This is a genomic window from Synechococcus sp. MIT S9451, assembly GCF_047304725.1.
GTDB lineage: Bacteria > Cyanobacteriota > Cyanobacteriia > PCC-6307 > Cyanobiaceae > Synechococcus_C.
On record NZ_CP138971.1, the window covers coordinates 1,570,872 to 1,593,417 of the forward strand.

Below are 22,546 nucleotides of genomic sequence, written 5' to 3' on the forward strand. Positions count from 1 at the left end.
TAGGGCCGAATCGCTGGGCTAGGACTACTCCAGCAGCTCCAACACTTCTCGAACTTGGTCCAAGGTCGGAGCTACATATCCCAGGACAACCTTGCTGGTACCTGGAACGGTATGACCAGTGATGGCATGAAGGTAATAAGGGTTTATGTTTTGGAGCATCATCTGTGTCACCACATAAGAACGCAGATCATGTGATCCAAACCCATAGTTCTTTGTGAAACTTGTTGCCCACTTGCTTCCCCAGTTCTCTAGGTGAGATTTGTAATCCTTTGGCCATATTGGTTCGTTGTCATTCCTGGTTAAGGCTTCGGGCAGCATCAGTCTTATCTTTTGAATTAGTTTGCTGTGAATAGGGATGGTTCTTTCACCACCTTCCTTCAGCTTCAGGTTCCTCTTTTGTCCGTTCCACTCGTAACGCTTTAGGTGCATGACACCAATGTTCATGTCTAGGTCGCACCAGCGCAGTCCACAGTAATCTTCTTTTCGCAGGCCTTGATATCGTCCAAGCCAGAATCTAACATCTCCATGTTGTTCTGCCTGAGTCTCTGCTGATTCCAGTAGTTGTGGATCGAGTGGTTGTCTTTTTTTGGGTTTGGGAAGATTCTTCTTTTGTCCTTCCCAGATATTCTCCCCAGTTATCTCACCGTTATTGATTGCATAGTTCCAGAACCCGTTGAATGCCCCGATGTAATTGAGAATAGTATTGGGCTTCATTTTTTTATGGACCATATGCAGCTTGTATGCGCTGGCCTGCTTGCGAGTCATGGTTCCTACGATTGAAGATCCATACCACTCAGAAAGTTGTTTTAACTTGCTTCTCCAGTTAGTGACTGTCGATGCAGTTACCTCTTCCAATAAGCATCGTTCTGTGACCCACTCGCTCCAAGGGCGAATATCTGATTTGACTTCTTCGAGTTTGGCTTCTTCGCTTTGACTAAGCGTTGCCTCTAGTCCCTGCTTCTCAAGATCAGCTTTGTCGTACAGGCCTAGCAGCAGGCGTTCCCGTTCCTGTGGTTTGTAGTTCTCAGCTCTGAGCGTGCTGTCCAAGGCTTCATCTAGTGGCAGCCCAGTGGCCTTAGTCAGCTCTCTGGCGGCCATGAACGGGTCTGCATCAGCTTCCTTGGCCCATTGCTGCATTAACTCCGCTTCGATCCTCAGAGCGTTTCTGAGGGCCTCTTCACGGGTATCGCCTCCTTTCCGTCTAGCGGTCTTTCCGCCCTTCTTTAGCCGGAGTGCTGATGGCCGATCTACGAACACGTACCAACCACGCCTTCCTTTTTCTTGTCCGACTCGGAAGCCCACAGACTTGCTCGACCCCCACAGCTACCCCCACAGAGTAGCGCCTAGGTCCCGTGTTGAAGCTATTGCTGGGGTTCTGGGCGATTTTAGATCTATCGCGCCCGTTGAACCGCGCCCGTTCAATCGAGCCAAGGTTGGCTGCGTCGAACACCGCTTCGGTGCTTAACGCACGGCCTGGCCACTCAGGTTGATGCTGGGGAGGGCTGACAGGCCTCCTCGCCAGAAAAGCTCCGGCTGGATTGGGGTGAGTGATGGGGCATTGGTCTGGATCTGGGCGACGTCCGTGGGCCAGTCACGCGGACCATCGCCGCCGGATTCGAGATCTTCCACAGCTTCCCCCGCTAGCCAGTAGTAGGTGCGACCACGGGGGTCCTTGCGGGGGCTGAACTGCTCTTCGTACCGTCGGATCGAGAGCCGTGTCCAGCGCAGAGGCCCCATTGCATCGGGGTGGCAGGGGGGAATGTTGAGATTGAGCAGCAGGTTGTCTGGCCAGCCGTCCCGAAGGGCTGATTCCGCCACATCCAGGGCCAGCTCACCGGCGCCCTCGAACTGACGCCACTGGAAGCAGGCGCTGCTCACTGCCATGGCCGGCAGTTGTTCCAGGGTGCCTTCCATGGCGGCAGCAACGGTGCCGGAGCAGAACACATCTGTGCCCAGGTTGGGGCCGTGGTTGATCCCCGATAGCACCAGGTCAGGGGGGGAATCCAGCAGTTCAAACAGGGCCAGCTTCATGCAGTCGGCAGGCGTGCCGCTGCAAGCCCAGGCGGTGACCCCTTGGCCGAACAACTCATCAGCGCGTTCGGCCCGGATTGGTTGCTGGAGGGTGAGGCCATGGCCGGTGGCAGAGCGCTCCTGATCGGGGCATACCACCGTGACCAGGTGGCCGCGGGCGGCGGCGGCCAGGGCCAGAGCTTTGATGCCATCGGCGAAGACGCCGTCGTCATTGCTGATCAGGATCCGCAGCGGGGGCATGGCATGCCGGAGGGGGCTGAGGGGAACCTAAGCGTCGCTGCTGCTTACAGTCAGTCGCTGCGATCCCAATGCCGTGAGCGCCACAGTGTCTCTTCAGCAGCTCACCGACCAGCTGGAGGCCCTGGAAACAGAGGCCGCTGCAGAGATTGCTGCTGCAGCCGATGCCGATGCCCTTGAGCAATTACGGGTGAGTTTGCTGGGCAAGAAAGGGCGTCTCTCCGGGGTGCTTGGTGCCATGGGCAAGCTTCCGGGCGACGAACGCCCGCTGGTGGGTCAGCGGGCCAACGTGCTCAAAACCCAAGTGCAGGCGTTGCTTAGTGAGCGCTTGCAGGCAGTGAAGAGTGCGGCTCTGGACGCTCGCCTCGCGCGTGAAACTCTTGATGTGACGGCGGCGGCTTCCGGCGTGCCGATGGGCCATCGTCACCCCTTGATCACCACCACAGAAGAGATCGTTGATCTCTTCTGTGGTCTCGGTTATCGGATGGTGGAAGGCCCTGAGGTGGAGACCGATCACTACAACTTCACCGCACTCAACATCCCGCCTGACCATCCAGCCCGGGACATGCAGGACACGTTCTATTTGAAAGACAACTTGCTGCTGCGCACTCACACCTCCCCGGTGCAGATCCGCCAGTTGGAGCAGACTCCTCCACCGGTTCGGATCGTGGCTCCAGGAAGGGTTTACCGCCGCGATGCGGTGGATGCCACCCACTCGCCTGTGTTTCATCAGGTGGAGGTGCTGGCGATCGACGAGGGGCTCGATTTCAGCCATCTCCGCGGCACGGTGATGGCGTTTCTGAAGGCGTTCTTCGGTGATTTGCCGGTGCGCTTCCGGGCCAGTTATTTCCCCTTTACAGAGCCCTCGGCAGAGGTGGATGTGCAATGGCGCGGCCGCTGGCTTGAGGTGATGGGCTGCGGCATGGTCGATCCTGCTGTGTTGGAAGGCCTGGGACTCGACCCTGAGCGCTTCAGCGGCTTCGCTGCCGGCCTGGGTGTGGAGCGCTTCTGCATGGTGCGCCATGGAATCGATGACATTCGCAGGCTGTACACCAGCGATCTGCGCTTCTTGGAGCAGTTCTGAGCCCGTTGCTCGGGCGGGGCGACAGCGCGGAAACCTGTCTGCCCTTGCCTTCTGAACAACCAAGCCTGACCTGCTTTGCGACGACCCCATCACAGCTCACAGCCGTCTGCAGCGGCTGTGAAAGCGGCTGTGGGGGCGGTGGCTGTGGGGGCGGTGGAGGTGCTGCGACCCTCTTTGGGCTCGCGTGAATCGTGGCGCTGCTGCGCTCCAGCTGCCGCTGAGGCTTAGTCGGGTTTGCGCACTGGGCCCATCAGGGGGTTCTGAACTGGTGCTGCGACGCCATAAGTCACAACAAGGCCCTGCCCTCCGGGAAAGGTGGAGGTTCGAGCGTTTGGCGTTTTGTTGATGACCACCTCACCGTCAAACCAGTTGTTGGCACTCCAGAGATTGCCGGCATCGTCAACGATCACATCGGTGGTGATTTGGATGACTCCACTTTGGTAATTGTGAATGACATCACCCGTGCTTTTCCCCTCAGGGCATGTGCTCGGTTGCATCCCACAGATGTGAATCAAGCTTTGTCCATAGAGGTTGCCGATCCAGACATTGTCGTTGCCATCAATCGTGACCCCCCAGGGAATGTATGCGATCCCTTTTGCGATGTCGTTCTTGACAACTTTTAGGTCTGGTGAGATGACAGCAGCAACCCCAGACTGCGTCAGCGTGGGATTGTCAACATAGAACTCCGCCCCAGCCGCAAATTCCTGCATAATTGTTTTCGGTTGGGGTGGATTGGCGGGGATTCCCGGTGGGATCTTGGCGCCTGGTGCTAGAGCGCCTTCTGGCGAGTGGGTTTGTTGGGCGATCCATACATGGCCGGTTGAATCCACGGCAATTCCGCGAGTGCCAAGATTGACCTCGATGGCAGTTGATTGTTCAGGTGAATCCGCTGGGAAAACGGTGATTTTGTTATTAAAGCTGCTACTGACCCAGACGCGATTTTGAGCATCAATGGCTACACCAAAAGGTGCCTGAAGGCCCTTGATTGAGATTCTTTTCCCCTGGGTATAGTCGCCACCGGGAAAATGAATCATGTGGTTTCCGGTGTTGTCGGCGATCCAAACGTCTCCATTTCCTGCAGTGCCGACCCCTTGCAGTTGGCCCACGGGTTGATCGATGGTGGCAGGGCCAAGGGCCTTGCCGTCTTCCAGTGAAAAAACGCCGACTCGGTTATTGAATGTGCCAACCCATGCATACTTTTCTGAGATTCCTGTCCCCCAACCGGTTCCGTTCAGACCCTGGCCGTTGTAGCCAGTGATGGGAGGAGAGAGGGCCTTACCTCCTGGGCCAAAATGCGTCACACCACCGCCAATGCTGTTGACCACGCCAGATTGCGATCCCGGCATCCAATTGGCACCACTCCAGGCGTTGCCTTTGTGATCAAACATCAACTTGCCGAGGGCGAGTGCGCCACCGCCATCGAGCCGGATTGACAAGGAAAAATTATCGGGCTGGAAGAGCAGGTAAGGAAGGCTTGCGCTGGAACGAAGTTGTGTGGCCTGATCAACGGGGTAGTTGCTCTCGAATAATTGGTAGAGAGCTGCAACATTGTTCCAGGGCTGGCGGGCGATGGAGATCATCGCCGCAAGGGTGTTGTCTGCTCTAGTCAGGCTTAGGAGTGAAGTACAGCCAGTGGACTGAGAGGTTTGTCCGCAGAGAGCTAACAGGTTTGAAAGCACGTTCATGCGAACGGCTGTTTCGGAGTTGAGCAGATTGGCGCTGTTTAACAGGGTGTCACCGAAGGTCCCTGATGTTTGGTTGACAAGGTTGTGGACTTGGCTGGAGCCAATCGCCAGTGCACTGGTGCTGCCTGTGAGTTGATCTCCTTCGAATAACTGGGCATTGGGCCATACCGAGCCGACGGTTGTCAGTTCATTGATATGGACGCTTTCAGTGGTGTTTTGATCCAGAACGGTCAACATCGTGAGCTTGTCCGCTGTCTCGCCATTGACGCTGCCCCCTTGGGCAACGAGGTAGTCAACGCTTCCTTTTTCAGGCTTGAGAGCTAGCTTGAAAGACCCGTCAGATTTCGATTTCAGCGTTTGTAAAAGCTTGGCGTCTTCTCCACCGCGGCTGCGCCACACGTTGATGGTGGCCTGCTGAACCGGTTCACCCATTAGGGAGAGTTTCCCGCTCAATGCGTTTCCCCCTCCGAAGGAGCAAGACGCAACTCCTATCCCAAGAGCAGACAGCAGTAGAGCCAAGGGTGTGGAGCGAGCGAGCAGCATCGGCTTCAGGGAGTCTTCTCTCTCCATAGCGACGAGAACTCTTGTTGGCAGTGCTCTTTGATGCGGGCCAAGACCCGACTGCAGGCATCACAAATCCCCACCCTGTGCCCTGGAGACGGTTCACTCTCATAAAGTGATCTCCCTATTGCGTGATTCGATCGGTGCCCAAGGTTGGACTGATCGTGAATGACGGCAAGACGCTGGCGGTCGAGACCGCGCAGACCATCCAATCCAGTCTGGAGCGGGCCGGCCATGACGTTGTGCGGGTCAGCAGTGCTGGCGGCATGGTGGGCTTTGCGAACCCGGATCAGCACCTACGCATGCTGGGTTACAACGCTTGCGTGCCTGAGGGGTTTGATCCCTCAATGGCCTTGGCCATCGTGCTTGGCGGTGATGGCACTGTCTTGTCAGCAGCGCGTCAGACCGCTCCTGTGGGGGTGCCAATCCTGACGATCAACACCGGCCACTTGGGCTTCCTGGCGGAGGCTTATCTCGACAACCTCGATCAAGCGATCGAGCAGGTGCTCACCGAGCAATGGACGATTGAGGAGCGCGCCAACCTGGTTGTGAGTGTGATGCGCGGTGATCAGCGCCGTTGGGAAGCGCTGTGCTTGAACGAGATGGCTCTGCACCGAGAGCCGCTCACCAGCATGTGCCATTTCGAGATCGCGATCGGTCGTCATGCGCCGGTGGACATCTCCGCTGATGGTGTCATCCTCTCCACCCCCACAGGTTCCACCGCTTATGCGCTCAGCGCCGGGGGTCCGGTGATTACCCCGGATTGTCCAGTGCTGCAGCTCACTCCCATCGCTCCGCACTCTTTGGCCTCAAGGGCGCTGGTGTTCAGCGACCAGGAGCCGGTGACAGTGTTCCCGGCCACCCCGGAACGGCTGATCATGGTGGTGGATGGAAGTGCTGGTTGTTACGTGTGGCCAGAAGACCGGGTCTTGATTCGCCGAAGCGAGCATCCGGTGCGATTCGTTCGCCTGTCAGACCATGAGTTCTTTCAGGTTCTTCGCAATAAATTGGGCTGGGGTCTCCCGCACGTGGCCAAGCCGGATCCACCGAAAACGGAGCTTTAGCGGCTGTGGCAGAAGCGGTGTTGCTTGTGGGCGATCAGGCGGTCGGGCTGGCTGCTCGCCTCGAGGCGTCGGGCTATCAGCCCCTCGATTGGAGTGCCGGTGCGGCGTCCTTCTCCCCTCCCCCTGAGGCCACGCCCGCTTTGGCGATCGTGTCAGCTGCGCAGGCCAATTTGATCCCCGCTTTGCGCGCCCGTGTTGGCTCCATGCCGATCCTTCTGGATGTGGGGGAGGACAGCATTCAGGGGAGGGAAACTTGCTTGAGTGCGGGTGCCAATGATTTCTGGCTCTCATCGTTGGGCATCAGTGACTTGCTGCAGCGTCTACGCCTGCACCTCACGATTCAGCAGCGCGATCGCAAGCGACCAACCGTTCTTCAGCTGGCTGATCTGAGTGTGGATTCCAGTTGCCGTCAGGTGCGTCGCGGTGGCAGGCCTGTGGCGCTGACTGCTCGGGAATATGCCCTGCTGATGCTGTTGTTCAGCCAGGCTGGGCAGGTGGTGAGCCGCGAGCAGATTCTGTCTGAGGTTTGGAATGGCGATCAGCGCACATCCAGCAACGTGATTGAGGTGTATGTGCGCTACTTGCGTCAAAAACTTGAGCAGAATGGTGAACAACGTTTAATTCATACCATCCGCGGTAAGGGGTACAGCCTGAGCGATGGTCTGCCGTCCTTGGAACCCTGAATTTGAGCTCGCGAAAACTGAATCCAATCTCAGTTGAAGCTGCGGACTTTTAGCTTGTTCAGCCAATTAACCAATTTGTCTTTATTTTCGTTCTTTTCTTGTTGAAGATGCTTGATCTGTCATGCTTGCGAATAGGGGGTTTGGGGTGTCTTGGTTAGGTCTTGATCGCTTTGAAAGGTGCGCTGTCTGAACACTTATGGTGCCTCTGTTTAAGGTGGCTCCTGCGCTGGTGTGCGTCTTTTCTTGGCGTTGTCTGGGGAGTTTTTGGCTCCAGAGGGCCGAAGTTCATAGGTCTTGATTGTTTGTAACGGTAGCGGGCTTGTCTTTGTTGCTAGACAGTTCGTGTGGCATTAATAACGTCCCTACCTCTGCTTGGCATTGATCACGTCGTCATTCGTGTGCGCGACTTGGATTCCATGCTCGATTTCTACACAACGGTGTTGGGATGTGAGCTGGCAAAGCACAACGAAGCTTTGGATCTTTGGCATCTGCGTGTTGGCAATGGCCTGATCGACTTGGTTCCCGTGGATGGGGTCCTGGGGAAACTGGGTGGGGCTACGGGAGATACGGCACCACCAGCGGCCAGCGGCCGCAATATGGACCATGTGGCGTTGAAAGTGCATCCATTTGATGCCGATGCGCTCTTGGATTATTTGAAAAGCCATGGCATTGAGGCCCGGGCCACGTTGCAAACCCGCTTTGGCGCCGAGGGAAATGGGCCTTCGATTCAGTTCCGCGACCCTGAGGGCAACGGGATCGAGCTCAAGAGTTGCTGAGCCGTTCAGCAACGCGTTGTGGCGGCGGTTATTTGTTTGCAGGCGGCCGATGTTTCATCTGGGGTCAGCTGTGGGCTGCGCATCGTCATGCTCGGTTTGACTGAATCGTTGGCCTGTCTGTCCGACTGGCAGCTCTCAGCTGGTCAGAGTCGCTAAGGCGGCCCTAGGGCATGGATGCCAGTGCTGTTCATCGAGAGGAATCGACGTTGTGAGGTCACGTGAGCGAATGTTGAGAGGCTTAGCGGTGGCGTCTGGTCTTGCGGTCGTGCAGACCGGCTCAGGTGCCTTGTTCGCACAGGCGCAGGGCATGCCACCACAGCAGTTGCCGATCGAAGCGCGCTGGTGTTTGAACAGCCGGATATGCATTGACCTTGAGGTGGCGGATCAGAGGGAAGAACAACGCCTCGGCCTGATGCAGCGGCCGCCACTTCCCCCCCTGAGGGGGATGTGGTTTCCGTTTAAGCGACGGTTGCTCCTCAAATTCTGGATGCACAACACCATTGCTCCGCTCGACATGGTGTTTGTGCTCGACAACAGGGTGATCGCCATTCATCGCGATGTGCCGTTCTGTTCTTCTTTGCCATGCCCCAGCTATGGAGCCGATGTGGATGCTGACGGCAAGATCGATCCCGCTGACAGTGTGATTGAACTCGGCGCTGGTGAGGCTGAACGGCTGGGCATTGAGCTGGGTGATGCGGTGATGATTGAGTCGTTCATCCCTGGTTCCACCACCACGAAGTGATCCTCAAGACCACGACGAGCTGCTGTCATGCCACTCCGGGCTGTCGCTCTCTCGCGATCTCCGCAAGAGCTTTCGCCTTGGCATTGCCTCAACTTGTCTTGGCTGCGATCGAGGCCCTGGGTCGTTTCTGGTCTTCTCAGTTGACGGAATTGAAGAATCCCTTGGATTGCAGAAACAGACCGACTGCCACCAGCGGTCCGAAGCCTGCGATCAGCAGGGTGATCTTGAGGCGCAGGGGAGACACCTGTTTCTCGCGCTTTTGAAGGGCCATCGCTGTTCAGGACTGATGTGAGCCTGAGTCTGCCGTGTTGCTCCTCTGTGCTGCTGACCCCTTAAGTAGCAGCACAGGGTTCATGGGTGCCAGCCGGGTGCCGTCCCCTAGGGACTGCCCGCGCCAGGCCTGATGTTGGCTGAGTGTGACCTGCAGCCCGGCGTTGTTCAGGATCGGCCGCAGCTCTGCAAGAGCCTCCAGCGTGGCGAGAGGAATGAGCACGAGCCCCCCGGGGTTGAGGTGTTGCAGAACGGCTTTTAACAAGGCTGCCCGCTGTTTGCCTCCACCGCCGATGAGCACCCGGTCGGGTCGGCGCAGTGCGGCCGGGACAGCTTCGGGGACCGACTCAGGAACGGAGGTGGTGGGCTGGCACTGGGCCATGGCCCCCAGCAGCTGCAAGGCATCCCCTTCCAGAACAGCACAGGGTTTGACCTGCAATCGCTCCGCGTTCGCCTGGATCAACCTGGCCCCGCCTCCCCGCTTTTCAATCGCCAGTAGCTTCAGCTCCGGTCGCAGTCGAAGGGCTTCCAGCCCCACGCTGCCAGTGCCTGCACCCAGGTCCCACAACACGCCCTGCGCAGGCAGTTCAAGCTCTGCCAGAAGTTGGATGCGCACCTCCCGTTTGGTCATCAAGCCAGGTCGGTCGCTGTGTTGCAGGAAGAGGCCGTCGTCGAGCCCGAACAGCGGCAACCGCATGGCTGCAGGTGGTGCGGCTGGTTTGGCAAGCAGCACCACTAAATGAAGGGGATGCAGATCGGCTGGAGTGGTCTGTCCTGGTTCCAAGCACTGCACACGTTCATCGGCATGGCCGAGAGCTTCAAAGAGCCAGAGCGCATAGGCCGCTTCCAGGCCACTTCCGCTCAGGATTGTGCGCACTTCCTCAACGCCGCCGCGGCTGGGATCGGTGAGGACGGCCAGTGCTTCTGGGCGTTGTTGAAGTGTGCGGCTGAGGCTGAGCGGATCCCTGCCATGCAGGCTGACCCAGTCCGCGTCCTGCCAAGAACGCCCCAACCGGGCGAAGGCCAGTTGCAGAGAACTTGGCCCGGGGTGAAAGCGCAGTCGTTCAGCTCCGAGGCGTTCGCTCAGGTAGCGGCCAATGCCAAACCAGAGAGGATCTCCACTAGCGAGGACGACGGCAGGGGTGTTTCGATCGAGCGCGGCGAGTGCGTCACCGAGCACTGCAGGGTTGTCACTGGCAATGCGTTGCTGTGCTTCTCCGCAGGGTTCCCAGGCGTCTAGGGCCGCCAGTAGACGCTTGGGCGCCGCGATCAGCGCAGCGTTGCGGAGCTGCTGTTGCTGGGTTGCCGGCAGGGAGTGCGGAGCTCCGGCATCGGTGCCGATCACATCGATCATGCCGTCATTGTGCTCGTTGCTGAGAGTGGCCTTGATGGTTCCGATGGTGCTGTTCGCTCCCTATTGATCGCCGCTTCATCTGCCATCCAGCGCATTGATAGCTACTGAGAGTGAAAGTTTGTTTGTTGGTATGCCTTCGCTTTTTCGCCCACTCCAGCGTTCGGGGGTGTTGTTCGCCTCTGCCTTGAGCTTGGGGATGCTTGGTGCCTCTCAGCATCAGGCCGCTCTTTCTCAGCCTGCAACGTCTGCTGCTTCGTGCCCTAAGGCCGCGGTGGTGCAAACCGCAACGGCAATCACTCCGGTCACCAAGACCAACTACGCGCATGCGGAAACCGAGGTGATCTTGGCGGAATATGTGCGCAAGATTGCCAAAGGCACGTGCAGTTCTGGTGTAGGCGAGTTTCTGCATCTGAAAAAAGGCATGGATCCAGAAGACCGCACGATTTTGCGCCCTAATTTCGACACGCTGTATTCGTTCGCGGTTCTGGATTTGGACAGTCCGGCCACGGTGGTGCTTCCCGATACCGATCGGTATCAGATCCTTGAAGTTGTGGATGGAGAGCACTGGATTCCCCTGATCAGTGACAAGCCTGGTCGCTATGAACTGACCAAAGAATCCATGGGTAGTCGCTACGTCTTCGCCTTCGTGCGCACGCAGGTGAATATGCAGGATGCTGAGGATCTCAAGAAAGCAGGTGCTGTTCAGGATCAGATCCAGCTGGAGCAGGCACAGAAGGGTGAGTTCATCTCCCCACACAAGTACGACATGAAGGGGATCCTGGCCTTGCGCGCCGCCTACAACGAACGGATGGCACCTGAGGGCGTCACGTCGGAGATGGCCTTCGGTCAGCGAGGTGAGATTAGTGAGGAGATGCGTAACTTTGGTGTGGCGATTGGTTGGGGTGGTCTGCCAAAACAGGGGGCCGTTTACCCCTTCCCCAAAGTGGTGCACTCCACTGAGCCCCAGAAACTTGTCCTCAAGGATGTGCCCAATGATCCCCGGGCCTTCTGGTCGGTGACTATCTATGACAAGCAGGGATTTGCGGTTGGTGAGAAGTACAACATCAACAGTGCTTTCGCTAAGCAGAACGCCAACGGTGAGTATGTGATTCACGTTGGTGGTGATGCCAGCCAAGACAACTACTTAGACATCTATCCCGGTTGGAATGCTGCAGTGCGCATCTATTCGCCGACAGAGGCCTATTTCAACGGCAGCTGGATTCCCCCGCAGTTTCAACCTGCCCAGTGATGCAGGCATGGGCCAGGTCTGCTCTGGCCTCTGCATGCTTGTTCTGTTTGTTCGAGGCATAGGCTTCGTGTTGCGTCTCCCTGCGCTATTCCCGACCCGGGTCGGGAATAGGGCGGCCTTGTGCAGCTGGGATACCAGCAATGATCCGGATGATCCCGATTGGCACATTTTTGCTCTGAAGGATGTTGGGCTCCTTGAGAGTGCCTAAACCAAGAGAAGTGCTCGTACCTGGCTTTGATCAAAAGATTTCGGCAACCTTCAGGCCGGCTTCTCGGCTCTGCTTTGGTGGTGGGGCTGGGCCTCACTTCTGTTGTTAGGCCTCTCGCCGCTTTCTCTCAGGCTGTCCCTAAGGGTTACACCACGCCGATTCCTGCGGAAGTGTTCACTCCTGATGGGGTGGACACCAGTGTTGGTACGTTCCGGTTCTTCGATGGCATGCCCGATGCAGCCACCGTTCAAACCAGCTTCGACTACCTCAAATTCATCCGCGCCTATGAGACGTTCCTGACGCTGATGCCGGCCGCCAGCATCGAGATGATGCGGGTCGGTCATGCCCAGCAGGGTGTCGACGACCACACCAAGGTCATGTTGATGGCCCCGCTGAATTCCAACCCCCTCTTCCTCACCGGCAACACCGACACGGTGTATGGCTCCACCTTCTTCAATCTGAAGGACACGGGGCCGATGGTGATCGAAATTCCTGCGGGGCTTGGCCCGGGCACGATCAATGATGCCTATTTCCGTTTCGTTGCCGACACCGGCGCCCCCGGTCCGGATCGGGGCAAAGGCGGCAAGTACCTGATCCTTGGACCCGATGACAGCGAGCCTGCCAACACCGAGGGATATTTCGTCTTCCGCTCACCCAGCTACTCCAATTGGTTGATTCTGCGCGCCTTCCTCGATGATCAAGGCAAGCCCGATCAGGCGATTGCGAACTACGAAAACGGTCTGCGTCTCTATCCCCTCTCGCAGAAAGACAATCCTCCGGCGATGACGTTCGTCCAGGGTGGCGACCTTGTTTTCAACACGGTGCATGCCAATAATTTCCACTTCTTTGAAGAGCTGAACACGGTGATTCAGCGTGAACCGGTCGACCTGTTTGACCCTGAACTGCTTGGGCTTGCTTCGGCGATCGGTCTGGAGAAAGGCAAACCCTTCAACCCGAGTGCTCAGGACCGCCAGATCCTTGAGGAAGCCGTTCAGGTGGGAGTCGCTTACGTGCGCGCTGATATGGGCAAGCCTCGCAACCGAGACGTCTACTTCTATGAGGACAAGCAATGGTTCACCCCGTTCGGGGGTGGGAGCCATGAATGGCTTGTCGATGGCGGCAAGGGCGGCCGAAATCTTGATGCCAGGAGCAACTTCTTCTGGGGTTACACCGTCAATACCCCAGCCATGGTGCTGAAGATGGTTGGCGCCGGATCCCAGTACGGCGTTGTGGCGACCGATGCCAACGGGGCCTATCTCGATGGCAGTAAAACCTACAAGTTCACGGTGGATGCCAACGTGCCTGCCAAGGATTTCTGGTCGATGGTGGTCTACGACCCTCAGACGCGCTCGGAGTTGCAGACCGATCAACTCTTGCCCAGCAAAAACAGCAAGCGCAACCAAGACATGGTGGTGAATGCCGACGGAAGTATTGATCTCTATTTCGGACCGACTGCACCGCAGGGCAAGGAAGCCAACTGGATCCAGACCGTGCCGGGTAAAGGATGGTTTGCCTGTTTCCGTTTCTACGGACCGCTACAGCCTTGGTTCGACAAGACCTGGCAGCTCAACGACATTCAGCCTCTCGGTTGAGACCTGAACAGATCAACACCACGATTCATTCTCAGCCATGACTGCTTTCACTCGTTTCTCAACTGCTGCTCTCTCTGCTGTCGTTCTTGCCGGTAGCGCTTCTGCGCTGCGTGCGGCTGATGTGGTTCCGCAGGGCTACAACACGCCCATCCCTGAAGATGTGCTGACGCCTGACAGGGTGAAGACTCGGATCGGCAGCTTCAATTATTTCGATGGGTTCCCCAACGACGACACCATGGCCAAAGCCCGCCGCCAGGTGGACCTTGGCCGCGGGGTTCAGACCTTCCTGAACTTCATGCCGGCGGCATCCCTCGAGATGCTCTATGTGGGTCATCGTGATGGCTACGGCATGCAGCCGAATCGCGATATCGGTGTGTTTGAAGAGTTGATGAGTTCCCAATCGCTCTGGCTCACCGGTAACACCGACACCGTTTATGCCTCGGCCTTTCTTGATCTCAGTGCCGGCCCGATGGTGGTTGAAGTGCCGGCTGGTACAGGCCCTGGCACGGTGAATGATGCGTTCTTCCGCTTTGTGGTGGATATGGGAGGCCCCGGTCCCGATCGGGGCAAGGGCGGAAAATATTTGATTATCGGTCCAGGTCAGTCAGCTCCTGCCAACACCGATGGCTACTTTGTCGCCAACACTCCTAGCAAGATCAACTGGTTGATCCTGCGTGGTTTTCTGGATGATGAGGGCAAAACAGATACTGCCAGAAATGCATTCAAGGGAGGCCTGAAGGTCTATCCCTATGCGGAGCGTGCCAATCCCCCTGCCAACAATTTCAAGAACCTCACGGATTGGGAGACGAACACCATCCATGCCAACAATTTCAAGTTCTACGAAGAGCTTGATGAGGTGATTCAGCGCGAGCCGTCCGAGCTGTTCTCGCCGGAGCTGCTCGGCATGGCTTCGGCAATTGGCATCCAGAAAGGCAAGCCTTTTAATCCTTCTCCGGAACAGAAGGCTCTGCTCACCGAGGCAGTGGCCATCGGTAATGCCACAGCCCGTTCGATTCTGTTCGCTCCCCAAGACCCCAAGGCTTACATCTATCCAGGCAAAGCTGGCTACTGGCAAACCGGATTCCCTGGCGGTAACCACGAATATCTCGTGGATGGTGGCAATGGGGGCCGCGATATGGATGGTCGCACCTTGTTCTTCTACCTGGCCACTGTCAACACGCCTGCGATGGTTTTGGAGATGCCAGGAGTGGGTTCGCAGTACACCTTCTCTTCACGCGACAGCCGTGGTTCTTATCTCGATGGCACCAACAGCTACTCGATGACCATTCCTGCCAATCCTCCGGCCAACCGTTTCTGGTCGTTTGTGGTCTATGACCCTCAAACCCGCTCGATGTTGCAGAGCGATGAGATGCCTTATCCCAGCAAGAACAACACGCGCAACACCGACATGGTCAAAAATGCTGATGGCAGCATCACGCTCTACTTCGGCCCTGAAGCACCTGAAGGCTTGGAGGCTAATTGGATCAAAACGGTTCCCGGCAAAGGTTGGTTCGGAATCTTCCGTCTCTACGGTCCAGGGCAGGAGTGGTTTGACCGCACCTGGACACTTGGCGCGATCGAGAAGATCTGATTGACGACCCTTTGATGGCATCCGGCCGCGACGCCGTTGTTCGGATGCCTGTGCCGATTGATGTCACCCACTTGCTTGTTGTTCGATGCCTGCCAATCGTTCTGTTGACGTTGTCGTGATTGGCGGTGGCTTCGCTGGTCTGACAGCAGCCCGTGACCTCCAACAACGTGGGTTGGCCGTGCTGGTGCTTGAAGCGAGGGATCGTCTAGGGGGGCGCACCTGGAGCGCTGATCGCAACGGCTTTCATGTGGAATTGGGAGGCACCTGGATCCACTGGACGCAGCCCTTTGTGTGGGCGGAAAAGGAGCGTTATGGCCTGGAGATCCAGGAAACACCGGGCTGTGTGGCAGATCGGGTGGTGATCAAGATTGACGGTGTGATCCGCGACTTGCGTGAGGATCAGCTTGGCGAGTTTGTGAGTGGTTTTGAGCACTTCTTTGCTGAGGCCAAGGCGGTGTGGGAACGTCCCTATGACTCCCAGCACAGCTGGGAGTTGATCAAAGAACGTGATCCTTTGACCGTGGCTGATCGGCTTGCAGCGTTGGATCTCACTCCGTTGCAACGCACGAGCATCGGTGGCTTCCTCGAGATCCTGTCGATGAATCAACCCGAGAATGCCTCCTACGTGGAGATGATGCGCTGCTGGTCACTCACGGGCTGGAATTATGAACTGTTTAACGACACAGCGGCCCGCTACAAATTCACCCATGGAACGGGTGCACTGGTGCAGGCAATGGCCAGTGATGGTGGATTTGCGGTGGAGCTGAATCAGGAGGTGATGTCGGTGCAGCAGTCTGCCGAGGGTGTGACAGTCACCACCGCTGCTGGTGATGCGATCAGCGCCAAACGGGCCGTTGTCACCGTTCCATTGAATGTGATGCACAGAGTTGCCTTTGATCCTCCTCTGGAGGAGCTGAAGCTTGAGGCGTCTCGCCTCAAGCATGTGGGTGGTGGCGCCAAGGTCTTCTTTGAGGTGGAGGGTGACCCAGGTGCCGTGATGACCCTGGCCAGGTCCACGGAGTCTCCTTTGATCGGTAGCTTTACGTATCAGCGCGGTGAACAGCATTCGGTCCTGGCTGGTTTCAGCCTGGAGCCGGATGCACTTGAGAGGTCCGTTGCCGATTGGCAACCAGTCCTCGAGGAGTTTGTTCCGGGGATTCGGCTGCGTTCAACCTTCGGTCACGATTGGGGAGGGGATGCTTTGTCTCAGGGGAGCTGGTGCACCTATCGGCCCGGCACCTTGACGCGCTTCTCTGATGCTCTGCCTCGGCAGGAGGGTCACCTTTTCTTTGCCTCCGGGGATCATGGTGAAGGATGGAGAGGCTTTATCGAAGGGGCTATTGCCAGCGGCTCGCGAACGGCGGTTGCCGTGTGGCGAAGTCTTCATCCCTCCAGAACAGCATGATCGGATCTTGCCTCATGCATGGTTGTCTTCAGGCTTGGTGGTGATGGTGCAGATGTTTCCTGAGTCGATGGCTGATCCAGCCAGGCCCAACCAGTGACAACACGATGATGGTCAGCGAGGTGCTGAGTCGACTGGAGGCAGCTCGCGCTTCATCAAGACCGCTGAAGATAAACGTGATCGCCACCACGACGCCAAACACCCCAGTGAAGGTTCCGCTCAAAGAGCGGAGCAGGTCGCCGATCGAGCGTCCCTCGATTGCCTTGGGATCGATCCCGACTCGGCGACCTGAGAGGAACCCAGTCATTCCCAGCAGCAGCACCAGGGCCAAGCGTTCCCACAGGCTGTGACTGCTCCCCCCTTGTTGCATGTCGATCACCATGGATGAGGCGGTGCCGATGAAGCAGCCTGAGCACAGGCCGATGCTTCCCCACCATTGGCTTGGACGATGCAGACGGCGGCGCAGACGGCTGAGCATGATCAACAGGCTGCAACTGATGCATGCGGCGAGCAGGATGGGCAGCACCAGATTGACCAGGTAGCCGATCGTTGCCGCGATGAGCAGTGCAGCAATGTCGCTGCCTTGGTGGAGACCTGTCTTGCGCGTGGCTTCGTCGTTGGGATCAGGTGTGATGCTGGCCATTCAGTCTTGTGCGGGGATCTGTTGTTGTGCGGTGATGCTGGTGCGCCACTTCACAAAGGGTGCTGACCCCAGAGCCGTCATCAACACGTAGCCGACCACAGCGGCTTTGAGATCCATGGCATCGGGAGCCATGCGTTGCACCAGAAGAAGGGCCAGTCCTGGATTGCGCATGGACACCACTAGGGGAAGAGTGCTGCGCTCATCACTGTTCTGACTGGCGATCAGGAAGCCCAGCCCCAGGGCCGCGATGGTCAGGATCAGCATTAGCAATGCCCCTTGAAGATCCCGGATCAACAAGGGTGCCGCCTGCGGCAACGCCACGAGCAGAATCAACACCAACAGCAGCAACAGCACGATTGAGGCCGTTTTTTGGATGAGAGGATTCCAGCGTTCGACCCATGCCCCACGCCAACGGCGCAAGATCACGCCCAGTAGCAGAGGAGCTAATTGCACTTGTAGAACCTGAGCGGCGACATCGTTCGCCGGGATCGTCCAGATGGCTTCGCCGGCCTCAGTGGGGAGCTGACTGATCCACAAAGGCACACTGATCACTGCGGCGCAAGCTGACCAGAACTGCAGTTTTGCCGCTAATTCAGGATCGTTGGCGACCTGCCTGCTTTTCAGGGTGATCATCGGTGCGCTGGGGCAGATCGCCATGATCATCACGGCTGTGGCCATGGTGGGAGACACACCCTCTCCCAGAGGAGAGTGGAGTAGCAAGATGGCAATTAGGGGCAGACCGATGCAGGTCACCACTAAGACACGAAGCAGCAGTGCTGGTCTGCGCCTCAAAAGATCGAAGCGCATGCTGGGCAGATTCAGGCCCAGTGACACCATCACCAGAAAGAGGGCCAGTGCAATCAGGAGTGACATAGCGGAGTGGGTGCGACGGTTTCAGGAGCAAAACTTGGCTTGATTCAGGCTGGAAAGAGTCCGAACAACAGCAGCAGGAATGCCGCAATGCCAATCAAAAGAACAGCCGTTGCTGTGGCGATCGAGAGGGATGGCTCGTGGCGATAGACGTAGGGGTCATGCCGTAACTTCACCAGTTCGCGCGTGTGTTGGCGCATGGCGATCAGCAGGGTGAAGATGCCGATGCCGATGAAGCCCATCGACATCAGCTGAACACTCAGATCACCTGATGCACCCCCTCCTCCATCGTTGTGGCGGATGGCACCGATGATTTTGTCGAGGCCGAAACCAAAGCTGATCAAGGCCAGAGCCGTGCGGATCCAGGCCAGCGTGGTGCGCTCGGCGGCAGCACGGTTACGGGTTTTGGCTAACTCTGTGTTGCTGTTGGTCATCCTCGGCCCACGGGGTGTTCCGCTGCTTGAAGGCTAGAAATCGTCGCTGTTTCGGTCAGCCCTTGGCGGTGCTGATCGTGCTGAATCGCAGCCTGCCGACGGATTGTTGCTGGTCAATTTGCCTTCCCTTGCTCACAATCGCTTCAGATCTGGATTTGAGGTCGATGGAGTGGGCTGATCAGTTGTTGATGCATGCCGCAGAGGGCTTGCGTTTGATTCTTGAGAGTTTGTCGGTTCTGTCCGTTGGGGTTGGTCTCCTGGCGGTGTTCAGCCCGCGAGGTCCCCTGCGCTTGCGGGCCATTCCGCCTCGGCTTTTGGAGCGCGGTCCCCTCACGGCTGCCCGTCTCACCTTTGGTGGTTGGCTGGCCTTGGCCTTGGAGTTTCAGCTTGGAGCTGATGTGGTGCAGACCACCATTAGCCGGGATGCATCAGCACTGATTCAGCTCGGTGCAGTGGCTTTGGTGCGGACGTTCTTGAATTATTTCCTCAGCTTGGAGCTCAAAGAAAAAGAGCAAGCCTCTTGATCTAATGCGCCTCTGAATGAGGATGTGGGGAGCGACTTTGTTGTCTGATCTGAAAGGATTGGATCTTCAGCCCCTGTGTTCGTTCGGGCTGAGGGTGTGATGACCAAGACCCTTCAGTCCGCGGTCGGAGTGGCTTCTGTCGCCATGGTTTGCTCTGCGTCTCTCTATTCCTTTGGAAGAAGGAAAGTCATCAGCCCTTTTTTTCGGTCGGCAGCAGAGCGGCAGTAGCGCCTTGAAAATCAACAGAAAGATATGGATCTTGATGAAAAGGAATGTGTATCGTTTAACTTTTTTGATGCTGGAAGTGATGCGCTGGAGAAGCGCATAGCATTTTATTTGTTTGTAGAGCTTGTGAGATGGCAGAGAAAAATGTTACCCCCAAGGCTCAACTCCAAACTGAGCAAACGATTGCGCGTCCTCCAGTGGCTGATTGGGGGATCAAGCTTTTAAGAAAATTGAGGCTTGAAAGGCTCATGACTCTTGGCAATCGAATTGAGGGGCCATGAGCATCAGTCTTGGCTGCGCAAAACGAAGGGGTCCGGGCGGCCCAGGTCGACGACCCTTAATCATGGGTTAAACTAGGCTTAAGGAGGGCCTAGTCTATGAACGCTGAAAAGCAGCACAAGAAACTGATCAAGCTCAAGGTCAAGGCTGAGGAGTGCCTCACCAGAGAGCAGGCTCAAAAGATCCTGAGGAAGGCAGACAAAGCTCACCGCAAGCTTTCTGAAGGTTAAGGACAAGCTCTCACGTCTCGTCCCTGCTGAGCAGGTCGATCGTTTGTTCAAGTCATGCAGGCGCTTGTCGCACCTCGCCTAATGCCGATTAAGCCCCCCCCCGGCGAGAGGAGGCGTGATTGGCTTTTCGATGCAAAGCGGATTGATCTGATTGCGGTGGTCACTGAGGCTGCTGAGCCTTGACTCCGTCAAGCTCTGAGACGTCGCCCGGCTTGTCGCTGCATTGGCCCCAGATCCAAGTCTGGCACTTGGTTTCTGGCGGCTGAGAAGCATGATTTCTGCCTGGATCCAGAGTGTATTCAAGTGCGCTTGTCTTGCATGATGGTGCCTGGGATGCCGTGCCCTATTTGAGATACTCCACCTGCAAGGTGTGGATCGTTCCATTGAACTTGAAGGGTGCACGCTCGCGGTACTCCAGGGAGACCGGGGACCCGAGAGCCTGACCAACGTCAAGACAGTCATTGGCCGTGAAGATCAGAGCTGCCGGCCTCGGCACGATGCCATCGATCAGTGGGTTGCCATTGAGAGATCCCTTGATCGACAGCGGCCCCCTTGGATTGTCGTCGGTGTGCTGGGTCACGATTTCCAGTTTGTGGTGACCGGCTGGTAGGGGTTGAGCGGAACGCAGTTTGGTGCGTTCGATCAGGAACAGGTTGTATTCATAGGTGAGAATCCCCTCATCCATGAACACAGTGAGACCGCCTGAATTAGCGCCGAGTTTGTAAAGCACACCACTGGCATTCTCTGCTATCTCCATGTCAATCACAACTTTGTTGTCAACGGCGCCGAGTCGTGGGGCACAGGGCTCGGGGATTCTGGTGATGGTGCCTGGAAGCTCCCAGGATGTCGCCTCCGGCACAATCTTCATCTCGGGGTGGAAGATCACGGTCCAGAGTCCACCGCCTACAGGCAAGTTCTTGTATTTGGCCGATTCCACCAGGAACAGATTCTTGAGCATCTGCAGTGTCTCGGGATGTTGATCCGCGATGTTCTTGCTTTGACTCCAATCCTCCTCGAGGTTGTAGAGCTCCCAGTCGTCGCTGTTGGGTGACCAGGTGAGAATGTCGGGGTCCACACCCTTCACCCAGGGCAGGCGAGGCCCAACGGCACTGGCAATCCAGCCATCGTGGTAGATGGAACGCGACCCAAAGATGTCGAAGAACTGGGTGTGAAGTTGACCCGGTGCATCAGGGGCATTGAAGGCATAGGCAAAGCTGGTGCCATGAATCGGATCCTGTGTGACCCCGTTGACTTGTTGCGGGGGTGTAATTCCCACCAACTCGTAGATCGTTGGCACCAGATCGTTGCAGTGATGGAACTGGGCTCGTGGCTTGGGGTCAGGCTTGATTCCCTTCGGCCATTTGATCGCCATCGGATTGCGGGTGCCACCGAAATAAGACCCCATCAATTTCAGGCCTTGATAAGGCGTACTACCAGCCCAGGCCCAGCCTGCGTGATACATGTTGTCCACGAGCGGGGAGCCAAGCGCGTCCAATCCGCCTAATTCATTCAGAACGTTGATGTGTTCATCGGTGTCGGTGGCAATCGAATTTTGTGCCAGCAGTTCAGAGATCGTGCCGTCTTGGCCTTCCCCAGAGGAGCCATTGTCTCCCCAGATGTAGACAACCAGGGTGTTCTGTTCATATCCCAATCGTTCAACCTCGGACAAGATCCGTCCAACCTGATGATCCGTGTGTTCGGCAAACCCAGCCAGCACTTCCATCAAACGTGATTGGAAAGGCTTCTGGTGCTCAGGAATGGAGTCCCAGGCTGCCATTCTTGGATGCCGAGGTGTGAGCTGGGCGTTCTCCGGAATCCAGCCTTTGGCTTTGGCATTCTTGAAGGCGCGTTCGCGGTAGGCGTCCCAGCCATCGTCGAACTTGCCTTTGTACTTATCAGCCCATTCCTTGTTCACATGATGAGGACCATGCAGAGCACCCGAAGCCCAGTACATGTAGAAGGGTTTGTCGGGACGCAGGGCTTTGTGGGTCTGTAACCAGTGGATGGCATCATCAGCCAGGTCTTCACTGATGTGATACCCCTCCTCTGGGGTGCTTGGTGGCATCACCACTGTGGTGTTGCGCACCAGATGGGGCTCGTATTGGGAGGCTTCACCGGCCAGGAAGCCGTAGAAGTATTCGAAGCCGAGTCCGGTCGGCCAGTTGTCAAAAGGACCAGCAGCAGTGATCTCTGTTGTTGGGGTGTTATGCCATTTCCCCCAGGCTGCTGTTGCGTAGCCGTAGTTGCGTAGAACGTCTGCCTGCAGTGCGCAGCTTTTTGGAATCCTGCCTGAATAGCCATCCCAGTCGTTGGCTAATTCACAGATCTGACCATTGCCCACGAAGGTGTGGTTGCGACCGCAGAGCAGCGACGCGCGTGTGGGAGAGCACATCGCTGTGGTGTGGAAGCGGTTGAAGCCCACGCCAGCATCCTTCACTGCCTGAAGATTCGGCGTGTGCACATCGCCCCCAAGACAATCCGGGAGAGCCGGGCCCGCGTCGTCGATCAACACCACAAGGATGTTGGGTGCGTCGTCTGGAAGGTACTTGGGTGCAGGCCGTGGATTGTATGTCGATTCCTGCATCGTCGTTCCTGCCTTGCTCCCCGATGGCTGGGGAGGAAACGGCAGGATGGAACCGTCAACGTGGTGGGTGCTGGTCATGCGCGACACCGCTGGACTACAAGGGCAACATCCTTCTGGTAGCCATGGCTGCTTGGCTCAATCTTTTCGCTAGATCAAGGTTGCACGATTGGGACCTTTGTTCGGGCAAGGCTGGATCCAAGCCCCTGACGGTTGGATGTTGTTGAGAGG

The 22,546-nt window shown here is 57.1% G+C and carries 19 protein-coding genes; 10 read left to right on the forward strand and 9 right to left on the reverse strand.

Going from position 1 to position 22,546, the window contains the following annotated elements:
• Nucleotides 1–24 precede the first annotated feature (24 nt).
• On the reverse strand, nt 25–1,137 hold the full coding sequence (locus SIB72_RS08105) for a tyrosine-type recombinase/integrase (protein WP_413743575.1): 1,113 nt from the start codon (nt 1,135–1,137) through the stop codon (nt 25–27).
• Nucleotides 1,138–1,461: 324 nt separating this feature from the next.
• Nucleotides 1,462–2,271 carry a 5'/3'-nucleotidase SurE gene (gene surE / locus SIB72_RS08110; protein WP_115120654.1) on the reverse strand — a complete coding sequence of 270 codons (810 nt, stop codon included), beginning with the start codon at nt 2,269–2,271 and terminating at the stop codon, nt 1,462–1,464.
• Nucleotides 2,272–2,344: 73 nt separating this feature from the next.
• Here surE and pheS point away from each other — a divergent pair, with 73 nt between their 5' ends.
• Nucleotides 2,345–3,352: a phenylalanine--tRNA ligase subunit alpha gene (pheS, locus tag SIB72_RS08115; RefSeq protein WP_413743576.1), complete on the forward strand. Its 1,008-nt coding sequence runs from the start codon at nt 2,345–2,347 to the stop codon at nt 3,350–3,352.
• Nucleotides 3,353–3,576: 224 nt separating this feature from the next.
• Here the strand turns inward: pheS and SIB72_RS08120 are convergent, their stop codons facing one another.
• Nucleotides 3,577–5,580: a hypothetical protein gene (locus SIB72_RS08120; protein ID WP_413743577.1), complete on the reverse strand. Its 2,004-nt coding sequence runs from the start codon at nt 5,578–5,580 to the stop codon at nt 3,577–3,579.
• 161 nt (nt 5,581–5,741) lie between these two features.
• Between SIB72_RS08120 and SIB72_RS08125 the strand changes: the two genes are divergently transcribed.
• The 4 genes from SIB72_RS08125 to SIB72_RS08140 all read left to right on the forward strand — a co-directional run bounded on the left by SIB72_RS08125 (nt 5,742) and on the right by SIB72_RS08140 (nt 8,863).
• Nucleotides 5,742–6,662 (forward strand): NAD(+) kinase, encoded by a 921-nt coding sequence (locus tag SIB72_RS08125; RefSeq protein ID WP_413743578.1) that lies wholly within the window; start codon nt 5,742–5,744, stop codon nt 6,660–6,662.
• 5 nt (nt 6,663–6,667) lie between these two features.
• Nucleotides 6,668–7,345 (forward strand): winged helix-turn-helix domain-containing protein, encoded by a 678-nt coding sequence (locus tag SIB72_RS08130; protein WP_413743579.1) that lies wholly within the window; start codon nt 6,668–6,670, stop codon nt 7,343–7,345.
• A gap of 344 nt (nt 7,346–7,689) precedes the next feature.
• Nucleotides 7,690–8,121, forward strand: coding sequence for a VOC family protein (locus SIB72_RS08135; RefSeq protein ID WP_115120659.1), 432 nt, complete (start codon nt 7,690–7,692; stop codon nt 8,119–8,121).
• A 307-nt stretch (nt 8,122–8,428) separates the two neighbouring features.
• Nucleotides 8,429–8,863 carry a DUF192 domain-containing protein gene (locus SIB72_RS08140; RefSeq protein WP_413745079.1) on the forward strand — a complete coding sequence of 145 codons (435 nt, stop codon included), beginning with the start codon at nt 8,429–8,431 and terminating at the stop codon, nt 8,861–8,863.
• A gap of 136 nt (nt 8,864–8,999) precedes the next feature.
• On the opposite strand, the gene SIB72_RS08145 is transcribed toward SIB72_RS08140, so the two are convergent.
• Together SIB72_RS08145 and cbiE are read right to left on the reverse strand one after the other, a co-directional pair.
• Nucleotides 9,000–9,134 carry a hypothetical protein gene (locus SIB72_RS08145; RefSeq protein WP_256359483.1) on the reverse strand — a complete coding sequence of 45 codons (135 nt, stop codon included), beginning with the start codon at nt 9,132–9,134 and terminating at the stop codon, nt 9,000–9,002.
• A 6-nt stretch (nt 9,135–9,140) separates the two neighbouring features.
• Nucleotides 9,141–10,487: a precorrin-6y C5,15-methyltransferase (decarboxylating) subunit CbiE gene (cbiE, locus tag SIB72_RS08150; protein ID WP_413743580.1), complete on the reverse strand. Its 1,347-nt coding sequence runs from the start codon at nt 10,485–10,487 to the stop codon at nt 9,141–9,143.
• Between the two features lie 130 nt (nt 10,488–10,617).
• Between cbiE and SIB72_RS08155 the strand changes: the two genes are divergently transcribed.
• The 4 genes from SIB72_RS08155 to SIB72_RS08170 all read left to right on the forward strand — a co-directional run bounded on the left by SIB72_RS08155 (nt 10,618) and on the right by SIB72_RS08170 (nt 16,532).
• Nucleotides 10,618–11,736 (forward strand): DUF1254 domain-containing protein, encoded by a 1,119-nt coding sequence (locus SIB72_RS08155; protein ID WP_413743581.1) that lies wholly within the window; start codon nt 10,618–10,620, stop codon nt 11,734–11,736.
• Nucleotides 11,737–12,030: 294 nt separating this feature from the next.
• Entirely contained in the window at nt 12,031–13,536 is a 1,506-nt protein-coding gene (locus tag SIB72_RS08160; RefSeq protein ID WP_244281632.1) for a DUF1254 domain-containing protein, read from the forward strand.
• A gap of 37 nt (nt 13,537–13,573) precedes the next feature.
• Entirely contained in the window at nt 13,574–15,127 is a 1,554-nt protein-coding gene (locus tag SIB72_RS08165; RefSeq protein ID WP_413743582.1) for a DUF1254 domain-containing protein, read from the forward strand.
• Nucleotides 15,128–15,212: 85 nt separating this feature from the next.
• Nucleotides 15,213–16,532 (forward strand): flavin monoamine oxidase family protein, encoded by a 1,320-nt coding sequence (locus tag SIB72_RS08170; protein WP_413743583.1) that lies wholly within the window; start codon nt 15,213–15,215, stop codon nt 16,530–16,532.
• A gap of 28 nt (nt 16,533–16,560) precedes the next feature.
• Here SIB72_RS08170 and SIB72_RS08175 read toward each other — a convergent pair whose 3' ends face one another.
• Genes SIB72_RS08175 through SIB72_RS08185 form a run of 3 tightly spaced genes read right to left on the reverse strand, consistent with a single transcriptional unit; the run spans nt 16,561 to nt 18,476 of the window.
• A complete protein-coding gene (locus tag SIB72_RS08175; RefSeq protein WP_413743584.1) occupies nt 16,561–17,172 on the reverse strand; it encodes a hypothetical protein in 612 nt (203 codons plus the stop codon).
• Entirely contained in the window at nt 17,173–18,045 is an 873-nt protein-coding gene (locus tag SIB72_RS08180) for a bile acid:sodium symporter family protein (protein ID WP_413743585.1), read from the reverse strand.
• A gap of 44 nt (nt 18,046–18,089) precedes the next feature.
• Nucleotides 18,090–18,476, reverse strand: coding sequence for a YidH family protein (locus SIB72_RS08185; RefSeq protein WP_413743586.1), 387 nt, complete (start codon nt 18,474–18,476; stop codon nt 18,090–18,092).
• A 26-nt stretch (nt 18,477–18,502) separates the two neighbouring features.
• Here SIB72_RS08185 and SIB72_RS08190 point away from each other — a divergent pair, with 26 nt between their 5' ends.
• Nucleotides 18,503–19,000, forward strand: a complete 498-nt coding sequence (locus tag SIB72_RS08190; RefSeq protein WP_413743587.1) for a DUF1622 domain-containing protein — start codon at nt 18,503–18,505, stop codon at nt 18,998–19,000.
• Between the two features lie 1,077 nt (nt 19,001–20,077).
• Here SIB72_RS08190 and SIB72_RS08195 read toward each other — a convergent pair.
• Nucleotides 20,078–22,396, reverse strand: a complete 2,319-nt coding sequence (locus SIB72_RS08195) for an arylsulfatase (protein ID WP_413743588.1) — start codon at nt 22,394–22,396, stop codon at nt 20,078–20,080.
• Nucleotides 22,397–22,546 lie beyond the last annotated feature (150 nt).

Bases quoted from the DNA above. Each gene is read 5' to 3' on its own strand.
- SIB72_RS08105 (WP_413743575.1), bottom strand. From the start codon at position 1,137: ATGCAGCAATGGGCCAAGGAAGCTGATGCAGACCCGTTCATGGCCGCC.
- surE (WP_115120654.1), bottom strand. From the start codon at position 2,271: ATGCCCCCGCTGCGGATCCTGATCAGCAATGACGACGGCGTCTTCGCC.
- SIB72_RS08120 (WP_413743577.1), bottom strand. From the start codon at position 5,580: ATGCTGCTCGCTCGCTCCACACCCTTGGCTCTACTGCTGTCTGCTCTT.
- SIB72_RS08140 (WP_413745079.1), top strand. From the start codon at position 8,429: ATGCCACCACAGCAGTTGCCGATCGAAGCGCGCTGGTGTTTGAACAGC.
- SIB72_RS08145 (WP_256359483.1), bottom strand. From the start codon at position 9,134: ATGGCCCTTCAAAAGCGCGAGAAACAGGTGTCTCCCCTGCGCCTCAAG.
- cbiE (WP_413743580.1), bottom strand. From the start codon at position 10,487: ATGATCGATGTGATCGGCACCGATGCCGGAGCTCCGCACTCCCTGCCG.
- SIB72_RS08155 (WP_413743581.1), top strand. From the start codon at position 10,618: ATGCCTTCGCTTTTTCGCCCACTCCAGCGTTCGGGGGTGTTGTTCGCC.
- SIB72_RS08165 (WP_413743582.1), top strand. From the start codon at position 13,574: ATGACTGCTTTCACTCGTTTCTCAACTGCTGCTCTCTCTGCTGTCGTT.
- SIB72_RS08170 (WP_413743583.1), top strand. From the start codon at position 15,213: ATGCCTGCCAATCGTTCTGTTGACGTTGTCGTGATTGGCGGTGGCTTC.
- SIB72_RS08175 (WP_413743584.1), bottom strand. From the start codon at position 17,172: ATGGCCAGCATCACACCTGATCCCAACGACGAAGCCACGCGCAAGACA.
- SIB72_RS08180 (WP_413743585.1), bottom strand. From the start codon at position 18,045: ATGTCACTCCTGATTGCACTGGCCCTCTTTCTGGTGATGGTGTCACTG.
- SIB72_RS08185 (WP_413743586.1), bottom strand. From the start codon at position 18,476: ATGACCAACAGCAACACAGAGTTAGCCAAAACCCGTAACCGTGCTGCC.
- SIB72_RS08195 (WP_413743588.1), bottom strand. From the start codon at position 22,396: ATGACCAGCACCCACCACGTTGACGGTTCCATCCTGCCGTTTCCTCCC.